Source organism: Xanthomonas sp. DAR33341 (assembly GCF_003992815.1).
GTDB classification, from domain to species: Bacteria; Pseudomonadota; Gammaproteobacteria; order Xanthomonadales; family Xanthomonadaceae; genus Xanthomonas; species Xanthomonas cissicola.
Map to the genome: position 1 here is coordinate 45,541 of NZ_QEYV01000040.1, position 14,131 is coordinate 59,671.

A 14,131-nucleotide genomic window follows, 5' to 3' on the forward strand; every position below is an offset into this window, starting at 1 on the left:
TTAGAACTTCACATCCAGGCTCATGAAGTACTGCCGCGGTGCGCCGACAACCATGGTCTGGTTATAGCCATCCGGATCGGAGGCGACATAGCCGTTGGTGCCGGTGCTGGCGAAATAGCGCTTGTCGGTGAGATTGCTGATGTTGAGCGCCAGCGCCACATCCGCTACCCCGCCGACACGGCCGAAGTCGTAACGCGCGCCGGCATTGAATAGCCAGTACGACGGCACCTGCGAATCGTTGAGGAAGGTGATGTAGCGCTTGTCCACGTACTTGCCGTCCAGATCCAGGCGCAGGTTGCCGATCTGGTAGCTGGCGCTGGAAGAGAACATCAACGCCGGGATGCCGACCACGTCCTTGCCGGAGGTGGCGACCACGCCGTTGTTGAGGTAATCGTCCTGGTAACGCGAGCGATTCCACGACAACGAGTTCAACCAGCTCAGGCCTTCGGTTGGGCGCCACATCAGCGCCAGATCCGCGCCGGCGCTGTGCACCGCGCCGACGTTGCTCAGGATCGAGGCGCAGGTCTGCACCGCGGTGCACGGCGAGGTGGTCAGCAGGCGGTTGGAGAACTTGGTGAAGTAGGCGTCGGCCGAGAGCTGGAACTGCGCATCCTGCACGCGATAGCCCACCTGCACGGTCTGCGATTGTTCCGGCTCCAGCGTGGAGCGGCTGCGGTCGAAGGCGGCCTGCGAGGTGGCGAACGGGGTGAAGCCAAACGCCGCGATGTTCTTGCTGTACGACGCGTACAGGTCCTGGCGTTCGTCGAGCTTGTAGTTGATGCCCAGCTGCGGCAGGAAATTATCTTCGGCGCGGATGCGGCCCTGCGCCAGCGCGGTGGTCGGCACCAGCGATTGCGCGCGCGTGGTGGTGCTCAGCGCCTTTGCGCCGTAATTCAGCGTCAGGCGGTCGTCGAGCAGGCGCACGGTGTCCTGCACATACAACATCCGGGTTTGCGTGGTGTAGCGCTGCAGGAAGTCGCGACGGAACGGGGTCTGTGCTTCGTAGACGTTGTAGAGCGAGGTGTAACCTTCGTTGCCGAGCGCGAAGTAATTGCGGCCCTGCGTGGTGCGCGCGTTTTCTGCCCATGCGCCCACTTCCAGATCGTGATTGCCCCACGACCATTTCAATGCGCTCGTGCCGCCGAAGCGGTCCAGGCCGTAGTCGGTGGTGCGCATCGACACTGGAATCTGCGCGGAGGTGCGCACGTACGGTGTCACCCATTGGCCTTCGCCGCGATTGCCGTGGTAATAGCCACTGGCATCGAGCGTGGCGCCGCCGAACACGAAAGTGCCCGACAGGCCTGCCAGGTTGTCGCGACGCAAGCCGCCGCCGGCGTAATAACTGGCATCGAGCCAGCTGTAGTCGCTGGGCAGACCGGCAAGCGATTGTGGGTAGCCGTTGGCCACGCCGCTGGTGGCCCCGGTGTTCTGGTAGGCGCGTGCCATCTGCACGGCGGTGGCCCAATCCGGTTGCAGGTAATCGTAGTCCCAGCCGAGCGCGCGCTGGCTGGTCAACGACAGATCCATGTAGTCGTATTCCTTGCGCCGCGAGGTATCCACGAACAGGCTCAGACGGTTGCCGTCGCCCCACTGGTACACCGTCTTGAGATTGGCCTGTTCGGATGTCTGATCGCCATAGCCCTTCCACTTGTCGGTGCTGGCGTTGGCGTACGACAGATACGCCGACAACCCATCGCGATCGCCGGTGTCGGCACGCACGAAGGTGCGGCGCGTTGCATCGCTGCCCACCGTCTGCACCAGGCGCGCGCCGGGCGTGGTCTGCGGGTCGGCCGAGTAGAACTGCATGGTGCCGCCAAGATTGGTGTTGGAGGCGGTGCCGAGCGCGCCTGCCCCTTGCGCAATTTCCACCGAACCGAGGTTTTCAGAAATGATGGCGCGCGTGATGTGCAGGCCATTGGTCACGCCATAGCTCATGTTGCCCAGTGGAATGCCATCGAGCGTGTAACCCAGGCGGCTTTGGTCAAAGCCGTGCAGGGTCACCTGCGTGGACCATTCGTAGGTGCCGAATGGATCGGCGGACTGGAACTGCACGCCCGGCAGTTTTTCCACGGCCTTGAATGCGCTGCTACCGGGCGTCAGCTGCTCGATGTCCTGCTGGCTGATGCGTTGCACCTGGCGCGTGCTGCCTTGTGACACCACGTTGATCGCATCCAGTTGCGTGGCATTGGCGGCGGCATCGGCGGTCACCGCTGCCTCTGCCGGAGCGACGGCAGCCGGGTCGGCCGGTGTCGCAGCCTGCGAAATGACGGGAAGCAGCGTTGCCAGGGCAAGCGCCAGCGGGGTGACATGAAAGCGACGAGCGGAAGTCATGGGGAGTCCTGTTCGGGCACGGCTGAGGGCGGACGCACGGTGCAAAGCCGGCGTTTCGCGACGCAGGGTGTCAACGGCTCATGAAACATTGATGACGGTCGCTGTCGCAAAACTGTCGTGCTCGCCCGCTATACGTGTCGTGTCCAGCCGCGCTGCGCGGTGACAAAGGCACCACTTTCTTTGCAGGTTCTGCCGCCATGACGTCTTCCTCCTCGCGTCGCGATTTCCTCAAGCGCGTTGCTGCGCTCACTGCTGCCGGCGCCTTGCCGTCTTCGATCGGTCGCGCACTCGCGCTGCCGGCCAACGCGCGGACCGGCACGTTGCGCGATCTCGAACATGTGGTGATCCTGATGCAGGAAAACCGCTCGTTCGATCATTATTTCGGTGCGCTACGCGGCGTGCGCGGCTTTGGCGATCCGCGCGCGCTGCAACTGCGCGACGGCCATGCGGTATGGAGTCAGCCCACGCCCGACGGACGACGCGTGCTGCCATTCGCGTTCGATTCGCAAAATACCTGCGCGCCCTTGATCAAGAGTCTGGATCATTCCTGGAAGGCTAGTCACGGGCAGGACCCGGCACGCTGGGCCGAATACGATGCGTGGGTGCCGTACAAGGGGGAATTGACGATGGGATATTTCCAGCGTCACGACATCCCGTACTACCACGCGCTTGCCGACGCGTTCACCATCTGCGACGGCTATTACTGCTCGCTGCACGGGCCGACCAATCCCAACCGCATGTATCTGTTCACCGGTACCAGCGGCCCAAGCGTGGGCAACGTCGGCGCGCAGTCGGTCACCAATGCCGACGATGGCAACTGGACCGCCGACATGGCGCGCGACAAGCCCGGCTACGCAGCGCTGCAGTGGACCACGTACGCGCAGCGTTTGCAGGCTGCCGGCGTGGACTGGCGCGTGTATCAGGAATACGACAACTTCGGCTGCAACTCGCTGGCGTATTTCTCGCACTATCGCGATCTACGCACCGACGACGAACGTTACCTGCGTGCACGTGCATGCGTGCCCGGTTCCACCGCGGGCAATGCCGCCACCACCCAGGCCGAGCATCTGGTCGCCGCGATCGCTGCCGATGTGCGGGCCAATCGCCTGCCGCAGGTGTCGTGGGTCATTCCGCCCACTGCGTATTGCGAACACCCCGAAGCGCCGCCTGCCTATGGCGAGTCCCTGGTGGCGCGTCTGATCGATGCGCTCACCGCCAATCCCGAGGTGTGGGCCAAGACGGCGCTGATCATCAATTACGACGAGAACGACGGCTTCTTCGATCACGTGCCCGCGCCGTTGCCGGCATTGGACGCACGCATGGGGCGCAGCAATGTCGACACGCGTGGCGAGGTTTACGATGGCGTGCCGATCGGCCTGGGCATTCGCGTGCCGATGTTGGTGATCTCGCCGTGGACGCGTGGTGGCTGGGTCAACTCGCAGGTGTTCGATCACACCTCGGTGCTGCGTTTGCTGGAACGCCGCTTCGGCGTGGCCGAGCCCAACATCAGCCCGTGGCGGCGTGCGGTCAGTGGCGATCTCACCAGCGTGTTCGACTTCCGCAAGCCGGACGATTCGGCGTTGAGCGCATTGCCGTCGGTCGACGACTATCGCGCACGTACCGCTGCCGTGCGCGATAAACCGCTACCGTCTGCGCCTGCTGCGGCAACGATGCCACGGCAGGAACCGGGGCAACGGCCGGCGCGCGCATTGCCATATGCCTTGCAGGTGCATGCACGCGTGCAAGAGGGTGCCGCCGTGCAGTTGCAGTTCGTCAACAGCGGCGCGGCGGCTGCGGCGTTCAACGTCTACAACAGCGCGGCCGGCGGCGGCCCCTGGTATTACACGGTGCTGCCCGGCACGCAACTGGACGATGCGCCGATTGGGGCCACGCACGAGGGTGCATACGCCTTGCGCGTGCACGGGCCCAATGGCTTCTTGCGCGAGTTCGCCGGGCAGGTGCCGCGCGCCTCTGCGCCATCGGCCGCGCCATGGGTGGAGGCGCGACAGGAGGGCGACGCCTTGGTGCTGGAAATCGGCAATGCCGGGCAGCGCGCCTGCACCGTGCAGCTGCGTGCGCTGGACTACGCAGACCCAAGTGCGCGCACTTTGTCGTTGGCCGCAGGTCAGCGCGAGACCATTCGCCTGGCGCTTGCCGCCAGCGATCACTGGTACGACCTGGTGGTGGAACAACCGGGCAGCGCCTTCCGCCGCCGTCTGGCCGGGCATCTGGAAACCGGCAGGCCTAGCCGCAGCGATCCCGCATTCGGCCGCGTCTAGGCCAGCGCTCGGCCGCGGTACGCAGCAGGCGAATCCGCCAACGCCTGCTGCGCGGCAAACGTGCGCGAGTGCGTGTGGAGCGGACGCGTGCCGACTCTGCCATCGGTCATGGGTTTGCCAGTAGGTGTTGGCGTTACACTGTAACGAAATAACCCGTGGGGCTGTCGATGCGTCCGAACCTGTTCGCTGTTTCCGTGCTGGCCACGCTGGCCGTCGCTTCATCTGCACAGGCCGGCGAGGGGATGTGGGTTCCACAACAACTGCCCGAGATCGCCGGGCCGCTCCAGCAAGCAGGCTTGCGGCTTTCGCCTCGGTAACTGGCCGACCTGACTGGCGATCCGATGGGCGCCGTGGTCGCCTTGGGTGGTTGCACCGCCAGCTTCGTCTCGCCGCAGGGTCTGGTCGTCACCAACCACCACTGTGCTTATGGCGCGATCCAGCTCAACTCCACCGCGCAAAAGAACCTGATCAAGGACGGGTTCAACGCCGTACGCCCTGCCGACGAGCTCAGCGCAGGTCCCAGTGCGCGCATCTACGTGCTCGGTGCGATTACCGACGTCACGGCGCCGGCAAAGGCCGCGATGGCAACTCCGGTTCGCCGGTGATGGACGCGCAGGGCAAGCTGGTCGGCCTGGCGTTCGACGGAAATTGGGAGTCGGTGAGCAGCAACTGATCTTCGACCCGGCAATGACCCGCATGATCGCCGTGGACGGCCGCTATCTGCGTTGGATCATGACCGAGGTCGCTCCGGCGCCACAGGTTGAAGGAACTCGGCGTGCGCTGACGCGGGGCGGCCGGCGCGCAGGCGCCAGGGGTTATCATGCGGTCCCGTTTCGCGGTGGCGAGCGGGCCCCTCCCCCAAGGAACCCCCCAGCGCATGCGCATCCTGCTTGCTCGTCACGGCGAGACGCCGTGGAACGCCGAAGGCCGTTACCAGGGCCAGATCGATATTCCGCTCTCGCCGGTCGGCGAAGGCCAGGCGCGCGCATTGGGCGAACGGCTGCACTCGCTGCAGATCGACCGCGCGGTGGCATCGCCGTTGTCGCGCGCGCAGGCTACTGCCAAGGCCGCGTTGGGCGCTTCGCGTCAAGCGCTGCTGCAGACCGATGCCGACCTGCAGGAAATTGCGCACGGCGAGTGGGAGGGCCTGCTGGCCAGCGAGATCAACGACAAGGATCCCGCACGTCTGCGCGCCTGGCGCGAAGAGCCCGATACCGTGTTGATGCCGGGTGGCGAATCGCTGCGTCAGGTGCTCGATCGCAGCTGGCGCGGCCTGATGCGCGCCGCCGATGGGCTGGGCGCCCACGACACCTTGCTGGTGGTTGCGCACGATGCGGTCAATCGCGTGATCCTGTGCAAGATCCTGGGCCTGCCGTTGTCCAGGCTATGGAGCTTCCGCCAGGCCCCGACCACGCTGAACCTGCTCGAAGGCGATGACGTCGAGCATCTCGAAGTGGTGCGCCTCAACGACTGCGCGCACCACACACCGTTCTTTGGTGAGGCAAAGCATCGGGCGCTTTAAGGCGAGGCAAGGCGCTGGATCACCCAATGGCGCGCCATGCAGTTGCAGTTTCCAATGGCGAAACGTTGTCGCATACACGCTTTTTGCAGGTGCGGTTGATTTGCTGGTGCCTGGGGCGTTCTCCGATTTCCTTCCTGCACCGTTTCCATGCGGGCCGCGGTGAACCGGGCTGCTTCGGTCTGGCCAAGCAATTGCGAGAGCACCGACGTGGCGTGCGACGCGCAAGCGCAAATGGCGATAATGTGCCCCTCTCTGCGCAGCCCTCCCCATGAACGCAACCGACTCCCTCTCCGCCTGGCTCGCCTATATCGAGCAGCAGCATCCCAGCGCTATTGCCATGGGCCTGGAGCGCGTGCGCGAGGTTGCGGTGCGGTTGCAGATCGCCGCGCCGGCCAAGCACGTCATCGTCGTAGGCGGGACCAATGGAAAGGGCTCGACGGTGGCCTTCATCGAGGCGATCGGGCGTGCCGCCGGCTGGAAGGTGGGGGCCTACACCTCACCGCACCTGCTGCGCTACAACGAACGCGTGCGCATCGATGGCCAAGAGGCCAGCGACGCGCAGCTGGTCGACGCGTTTGCGGCGGTCGAAGCAGCACGCGGCGACACCGCGTTGACCTATTTCGAGTTCGGTACGCTGGCGGCGCTGTGGTTGTTTCAGCAGTCGGCGCTGGAGTTGGCGGTGCTGGAAATCGGCCTGGGCGGGCGTCTGGATGCGGTCAACATCGTCGATTCGGATGTGGCGGTGATTACCACTGTCGATCTCGACCACACCGATTGGCTGGGCGACGACCGCGAGGCCATCGGCGCCGAGAAGGCCGGCATCATCCGCGCCTGGAAGCCGGTGGTGCTGGGCGAGATCGACCCGCCGTCCAGCGTGCTGCGTCGCGCCTACCAGCTGGGCGCCAATGCCATCCGTGCCGGCAGCGATTATTTCTTCGAGCCGATCGACACACAGCACGCCGAGAGCCCGCAATCCGATGCGCCGCACTGGCACTGGCGCGATGTGGCGGTGACGCTGGAATTGCCGATGCCGGCACTGCACGCGCCGGTGCAGCTGGCCAACGCCGCTGCCGCGATCGCCGCATTGCAGGCATTGCCGGTGGAAGTGCCCGACGCGGCCTGGGCGCAAGGCATCGGTAACGCGCAAGTGGCCGGACGACTGCAGCGGCTTGAGGTCGATGGCGTGCAGGTATTGCTGGATGTCGGCCATAACCCGCAGGCCGCGCGGGCGCTGGCTGCCGCGCTCGATGCGCAGGCGCATGCCGGCAGCACCTATGCGATCTACGCTGCATTGGCCGACAAGGATGTGTTGGGCGTGGTGGAGGCAGTCGCTGCGCAGATCGACCGCTGGGCGCTGGCGGGGCTGGAAGGCGCTCGCGGCCAATCGGCGCAGGCGTTGCAGGCCCGCCTGCAAGGCAGTGCCGCCGCGCAGGCGCTGTGTCATCGCGATGTTGCCAGTGCGGTGCGTGCGGTCCTGGACGCGGCCAGCCCCGGCGACCGCGTGCTGGTCTTCGGCTCGTTTCACACCGTGGCCGACGCGCTTGGCGCACTTCGTTCAGCCCGCTGAGGTCGTCGGGGTGGCGCCGGCCTTATAATCGCCGCGGCACCCCGCCACGCCGCCTCTCGTCTCTTCCGTGGATACTGCTCTGAAACAGCGACTGATTGGCGCCATCGTTCTGGTGGCGCTTGCCGTGATCTTCCTGCCGATGCTGGTCAAGGGCCCCGCGCCGTCGAGCGGTGTGGCCGATGTGCCGCTCGAGGCGCCCGCAGCGCCCGCCAATGGCGAGTTCGAAACCCGCGAATTGCCGCTGGTCACCCCGGGCAATGCGCCGGCCGGTGGCGCGTTAGGCATGGCCGGCGCGCCGGCGCCGGTGCAGAACAACCCCGACGCCGCCGATCTGGCCGCCCCGTCCAGCACGCCCTCGGCTCCGGAAGTGGCTGCCGGCAACTACGCGGTGAATTTCGGTGCGTATGCCACCAGCGCCGACGCCGATGCGGTGATTGCGCGGCTCAAGCAGGCGCAGTTGCCCGGCTTCAGCGAAAAGACCCAGATCAGCGGCCGCCCGGCCTGGCGCGTGCGCGTGGGGCCGTATGCCGACCAGGCCCAGGCCGAATCGGCCCGCCTGCAGGCAGTGAAGGTGCGCAGCGACGTCAACGCCCAGGTGGTGACGTTGGACGCCAACGCCGCCGCACCATCGCCTGTGGCCAGCACCCCTGCGCCCGCGCCGGCCCCCAAGCCGAGCAGCAGCGTCGCCGCCGCCAGCACCACCGCACCGACCAAGACCGAGAGCCTGCCGCCGGAACCCGCCAAAGCGGTGGCCGCCGCGCCCAAGCCGGCCGAAGTGGCCAAGCCCGCGCCCACCAAGCCTGAGGTCACCAAGCCTGAACCCGCCAAGCCTGTGGTCACCGCGCCTGTGGCGCCTGCGGCCAGCGCGGTCGGGTTTGCAGTGCAGCTGGGCGCGTTCGGTCGTGCCGAAGATGCCGACGCCTTGCGCGACCGCGTGCGCGCCGCCGGCTTCAGCGCCTTCGTCGAGCAGGTGCGGACCGACAAGGGCGCACTCAATCGTGTGCGTGTTGGCCCGGTTGCCAATCGCGCCGATGCCGAACAGTTGCGCGCGCAGGTGGCAGCCAAGGTCGGTATCTCCGGCATGGTGCGTCCGCATCCGTAACCGCCATGCCGGCCGTAAGCAAACGCGGCCGCCGCGCACGTGGCAGCCGCTCGTACACTGCACTGCCGGCGGACCGCCACGTGGCTGTTGACTGCCTGCACTGCGCGCCTGCAGCTGCTGGATTTTCGAACGCCTCGCACCCATGGAGGGGAGGGCAATGACGACCGAGCCCAATTGCACTCACGGCGCGCGCGCCACGCGGAGAGGTTGCCAATGATCGATATGGTGCTGGGCGTGATCATTCTGGTGTCGGCCCTGTTGGGCTTGCTGCGTGGCTTTGTCGCCATCGTGGTGGGCACGTTGTCGTGGTTGTTGGCCGGCTGGGCAACCTTCATGTTCGGCGGCGCGGCCGCGCGCTGGCTGGCCGATGGCAAACACCCGTCTGCGACCGAATCGTTCGGCGGCTACGCCATGGTGTTCGTCGGTGTGCTGATCACCGTGGCAGTGATTGGCATGGTGATCCGCGCGGGCGTGGATGCGGTCAAGCTCGGCGGTACCGACCGCATGCTTGGGTTCGGCCTGGGCGTGGTGCGCGGCGCGTTTCTGGCCAGCGTGCTGGTGCTGTTGATGGGCTTCACGCCACTGCCGCGCGAGCCGGCATGGCGCCAGTCGGTGCTGCTGCCCATGCTGCAGCCGGGCGCCGGCTGGATGCGGGCGCAACTGCCGGCCTGGCGGATGCCGTCGATGGAGATGCCATCAATGGAACTGGGCAACTTGCCCACGGAGTTGGGGAAGTTGCCCTCGGCAGGCGATAATACGGACCTGGGCAAGGCACTTGGCGGTTCCGGGCTGAGCGACACCATCACCCGTGCGCTTGGCAAACCCGGCAAGACGGCTGGCGACGGACGCGATCCGACGCAGGCGATGCCGGCCAACATCGATCCGGCGCAGGTTCGCGGCGGAGAAAGCGACCCGGCTCGGGTCGAATCCCAAGGCCAGGCACGGCCACCTTCACAGTAACGGCGCAAGCCGAAGCGGAGAACGCGCACCATGTGTGGCATCGTCGGTATTGTCGGCAACCAGAACGTCGCCGGGCAGCTGTATGACGGCCTGACCGTCCTGCAGCATCGTGGGCAGGACGCCGCAGGCATCGCCACCGCAGATGGCACGCGCCTGCGCGTGCAGAAGGCCAACGGCCTGGTGCGCGACGTCTTCGACGAAAAGAAGATGGCGGTGCTGGAAGGCCGCGTCGGCATCGCGCATTGCCGCTACCCGACCGCAGGTTCGGAAGGCATGGACGAGGCGCAGCCGTTCTACGTCAACTCGCCCTACGGCATCGCGCTGGCGCACAACGGCAACCTGATCAACACCGAGGCCTTGCGCCAACAGGTGTTCGAAGCCGACCGCCGCAATATCAATACCGATTCGGACAGCGAAGTGCTGTTGAACGTGTTCGCCTACGAGCTGGACGCGCAGCGCATGCTCACCCCCGAAGCGGCGATCCGCGCGGTGGCCGGCGTGCACCGCCGTTGCAAGGGCGGCTACGCGGTGGTCAGCGTGGTGCTGGGCCTGGGCCTGGTGGCGTTCCGCGACCCGCACGGCATCCGCCCGCTGGTGCTGGGCAAGCGCGAGCATGCCGAAGGCACCGAATACATCGTGTCCTCCGAATCGGCAGCGCTGGATATCCTCGGCTACCAGCGCGTGCGCGACGTGCGCCCGGGCGAAGCGCTGGTGATCACCGCGCGCGGCGAACTGTTCTCGGAAGTCTGCGCGGCGCCGACCAACAACGCGCCGTGCATTTTCGAGTACGTGTATTTCGCGCGCCCCGATTCGATGATCGACAACATCTCGGTGCACAAGGCGCGCATGCGCATGGGCCTGAAGCTGGGCGAAAAGATCCTGCGCCTGCGCCCGGACCATGACATCGACACCATCATTCCGATCCCGGACACCTCGCGCGATGTGGCGTTGGAGATGTCCAACGTGCTCGGCGTGAAGTACCGCGAGGGCTTCGTCAAGAATCGCTACGTGGGCCGCACCTTCATCATGCCGGGGCAGGGCGAACGGCAGAAATCGGTACGCCGCAAGCTCAACCCGATCCATCTGGAATTCCGCAACCGCGTGGTGCTGCTGGTGGACGATTCCATCGTGCGCGGCACCACCAGCCGGCAGATCGTGCAGATGGCGCGCGATGCCGGTGCGCGCAAGGTGTACCTGGCCTCGGCTGCGCCGCCGGTGCGCTACCCCAACATCTACGGCATCGACATGCCGGCCGCCGAAGAGCTCATCGCGCATGGCCGCAGCGAGCTGGAAATCCAGGAGTTCCTGGGCTGCGACTGGCTGATCTACCAGGATCTGGAAGACCTGGAAGTGGCGGTGCGCGAAGGTAATCCGGACATCAAGCAGTTCGATTCTTCGTGCTTCAACGGCGAGTACATCACCGGTATCGAACCGGGGTATTTCGAACGCATCCAGCAGCTGCGCTCGGACGATGCCAAGAAGCGTCGCCGCGCCTGAGTCACCGAACCAGGGTGGCCGATTGGCCGCCCTGGTTGGCATGCGGATGGCGTCGGCAGCCAGTGGCGAACAAAACACTGCAGTCATCGACACGCTCGATGACGCGCGCCTGCGCAACGGGCAGGTACCTGCGACCGAACGCGTGCAAGCGCAGTCCGTTTCTGCAGCGCGCCATTGCTCCGTACGGCCAACGGCATGAGCAGCGATCCGTTCGCAAGCGCGGATCTGTTCGACGCTGCGCGCCTGTGCCTGGACCAGGCCGACCCGCGACAGAAAGTCGCGCTGACCCAGCACTACGCAGCCGCCTTTCGCGAAGGCGTCCTGACGCTCGATCCGTCGGCGCCTGCGCCTGCGCCGATCCGCATGCCGGGGCGTCCGGCGACGCCACTGCTGGTGCATCCGCGCGACTTGCCGCGCCGTGGACTGGGCACGCCGGAAGGGCGCGCTGCGTTTATTCACGCCATTGCGCACATCGAGCTCAACGCCATCGATCTGGCCTGGGATGCGGTGTATCGCTTTCGCGGGCTTCCTGCGGCGTTCTATGCCGATTGGGTCGCGGTGGCCGACGATGAATCGCGCCACTTCATGCTGCTGCGCGCACGACTGCAGGCGCACGACCACGACTACGGCGATTTCGCCGCGCATAACGGGTTGTGGGAAATGTGCGAGAAGACTGCACACGACGGCCTGGCGCGCATGGCCCTGGTGCCGCGCGTGCTCGAAGCGCGCGGCCTGGACGTAACGCCGGGAATGATCGTCAAACTTCGTTCGCTTGGCGACGCTGCCACTGCCGAGGTACTCGAAACCATCCTGCGCGAAGAAGTGGCGCACGTGGCCGCCGGCTCGCGTTGGTACCGCTGGTATTGCGAGCAGGCCGATGTCGAGCCGCGCGCACGGTTCAAGGCTCTGTTGCGCGAATACGCCGGCGGCTATCTGCATGGGCCGTTCAATCTGCAGGCGCGCCTGCTTGCCGGTTTCGACGAGGACGAGCTAGCCGACCTGGTGGAGCAGGCTGGCTGAGCGTGGCCTGCATGCGAGCTGCGAACTTGCGTTCGTGGCCTGTGTCGTGGATCTACCTGACGCATGCGTGCGCAGATTTCAATGACGCCACCCACGCCGCGTCACGTTCCACAGATCGGGGCGCACCTCAACGCCCATGGCCGATGAGGGCGGGCATCGATGCACGCTGCGCCGTGAACGACGACGTGGCGGCGCTCGCCATCTGCACCGGCACCGACGCCGACGCTGACGCGGCACGGTGTCCTGCAACACAGGTGAGGATCGACGCAGCCAATCGCGTGGCGGACGCAGTCACGTCCATGCGCATCGATCTGTATGACGACGCGGGATCGCCGCGTTGTCCGGGAAGGTGACCTGTGCTGGTGTGACACGCTGCTTCCGAACGCGCTCTCCGGAGGACTGTGCGCTGGTTCCCGTTCGAGAGTTGCTGGAATCGCATCCAGGGATTGGTAAACATCACAGAAACATAATTTTCCGTTGCAATAACTTGCATTCGGTACAGTTAAACGCGCCCTAATGGCGTCCCGGGGACAGGGGCCCGGTGTTTCACATCCGTAACTTTCATGTCTTAGGAGAGAAAGACGATGAAGTCGAAGTCGATGTGCACCACGGTGGGTCTGATCGCCATGTGCCTGGCCGGCTCGGCCGCCGCTGCCGGCAAGCCGTTGTATCAAACCGGCCCTGCGCTGAGCCGCAGTGCCACCGCGACCGCTGCAGCCGAACCTTCGCTGCAACGCCTGTTGAGCGCCCCGTCCACGGCCAACGCGCAGGTGGTTCAGCTCGACGCCGCCGCGGTGACCGCCTCGGAAAAATTGCTGGAGCTGCAGCTGGATGGCCAAGCCATCACCGCCACCCAGGCCAAGGTCGATGCCCTGGAGGATGGCGACAGCGTGTGGTACGGCAATCTCGGTCCGCGTGCCGGCACCCGCGCACGCACGCTCTCGGGCGTAGACCCGCTGAACTCGGCCATCTTGGTGCGCAGCGGCGACACCGTGACCGGCACGATTCGCTACGCCGGCAAGCTCTACCGCCTGCGTCCGCTGGCCGATGGCCGCCACGTGCTGGTGCAGGTGGATGAGCAACGCATGCCGCAGGAGCATCCGGCCGACTACAGCCTGCTGCCGAAGTTCGACATGCCCGGCATTGTCGCGTGACGGCTGCCGCCGCCTCATCAGGTAGCCCGGCCACCATTCGCGTGCTGGTGGTGGCCACCAACAAGGCCGTGACCGCTTACGGCGGCAACATGCAATCGCTGGTGCAACTGGCGGTGGCCGAAGCCAATCAGGGCTACATCAACAGCAATGTCGGCATTACCTTGCAGCTGGCGCGCTACGAGACCACCAGCTACACCGAGACCGGCAACTTCACGACCGATCTGCAGCGTTTCCGCGTGACCAACGACGGCTACATGGACAGCATCCACACCAGCCGCAACACCTACACGGCCGATGTGGGAGTCATCGTGCTGGACAACAGCAGCTACTGCGGCCTGGCGTCGGGTATCGGCTCGAACGCCGCGAGCGCATTTGCGTCGGTGTACTGGGATTGCGCCACCGGCTACTACAGCTTCGCCCATGAAATCGGGCATCTGCAAAGCGCACGCCACGACGCCACCAACGACCCGAGCACCTCGCCGTACGCGTATGGCCACGGCTACCGCTACGGCAACAGCTGGCGCACCATCATGGCCTACGACTGCACCAGCGGCTGCCCGCGCCTGAACTACTGGTCCAACCCGAACATCAGCTACAACGGCGTGCCCATGGGCAATGCCAGCACCGCCGACAACCAACGCGTGCTGGTCAACACCAAGGCCACGATCGCCGCCTTCCGTTGAGTGGTTGCTGACCGAT

Annotated in this window: 9 protein-coding genes and 2 pseudogenes; 10 read left to right on the top strand and 1 reads right to left on the bottom strand. The window is 65.8% G+C overall.

The window, feature by feature from the left end; genetic code table 11:
- Entirely contained in the window at nt 1–2,331 is a 2,331-nt protein-coding gene (locus EO156_RS21155) for a TonB-dependent receptor (RefSeq protein WP_003490843.1), read from the bottom strand.
- Nucleotides 2,332–2,528: 197 nt separating this feature from the next.
- Between EO156_RS21155 and EO156_RS21160 the strand changes: the two genes are divergently transcribed.
- The 10 genes and pseudogenes from EO156_RS21160 (at nt 2,529) to EO156_RS21210 (ending at nt 14,115) form a co-directional block, all read left to right on the top strand.
- The gene (locus EO156_RS21160; RefSeq protein WP_003490845.1) at nt 2,529–4,610 is read left to right on the top strand and encodes a phospholipase C, phosphocholine-specific; all 2,082 of its coding nucleotides are present in this window, start codon (nt 2,529–2,531) and stop codon (nt 4,608–4,610) included.
- Nucleotides 4,611–4,852: 242 nt separating this feature from the next.
- Nucleotides 4,853–5,197 (top strand): annotated as a pseudogene (locus EO156_RS21165) (S46 family peptidase); the annotation flags it as partial.
- A gap of 290 nt (nt 5,198–5,487) precedes the next feature.
- Nucleotides 5,488–6,132: a histidine phosphatase family protein gene (locus EO156_RS21175; protein WP_011050660.1), complete on the top strand. Its 645-nt coding sequence runs from the start codon at nt 5,488–5,490 to the stop codon at nt 6,130–6,132.
- A 268-nt stretch (nt 6,133–6,400) separates the two neighbouring features.
- Nucleotides 6,401–7,699: a bifunctional tetrahydrofolate synthase/dihydrofolate synthase gene (gene folC, locus EO156_RS21180; RefSeq protein WP_016849001.1), complete on the top strand. Its 1,299-nt coding sequence runs from the start codon at nt 6,401–6,403 to the stop codon at nt 7,697–7,699.
- A gap of 67 nt (nt 7,700–7,766) precedes the next feature.
- The gene (locus tag EO156_RS21185) at nt 7,767–8,801 is read left to right on the top strand and encodes an SPOR domain-containing protein (protein ID WP_029828204.1); all 1,035 of its coding nucleotides are present in this window, start codon (nt 7,767–7,769) and stop codon (nt 8,799–8,801) included.
- A gap of 213 nt (nt 8,802–9,014) precedes the next feature.
- Nucleotides 9,015–9,761, top strand: coding sequence for a CvpA family protein (locus EO156_RS21190; protein ID WP_016850314.1), 747 nt, complete (start codon nt 9,015–9,017; stop codon nt 9,759–9,761).
- A gap of 30 nt (nt 9,762–9,791) precedes the next feature.
- Nucleotides 9,792–11,258: an amidophosphoribosyltransferase gene (gene purF, locus EO156_RS21195; protein ID WP_003483730.1), complete on the top strand. Its 1,467-nt coding sequence runs from the start codon at nt 9,792–9,794 to the stop codon at nt 11,256–11,258.
- A gap of 174 nt (nt 11,259–11,432) precedes the next feature.
- Nucleotides 11,433–12,278: a ferritin-like domain-containing protein gene (locus EO156_RS21200; RefSeq protein WP_016850316.1), complete on the top strand. Its 846-nt coding sequence runs from the start codon at nt 11,433–11,435 to the stop codon at nt 12,276–12,278.
- A gap of 173 nt (nt 12,279–12,451) precedes the next feature.
- Nucleotides 12,452–12,631 carry a hypothetical protein gene (locus EO156_RS21205; RefSeq protein ID WP_230577993.1) on the top strand — a complete coding sequence of 60 codons (180 nt, stop codon included), beginning with the start codon at nt 12,452–12,454 and terminating at the stop codon, nt 12,629–12,631.
- Between the two features lie 231 nt (nt 12,632–12,862).
- Nucleotides 12,863–14,115: pseudogene (locus EO156_RS21210) on the top strand (zinc-dependent metalloprotease).
- Nucleotides 14,116–14,131: the final 16 nt, after the last annotated feature.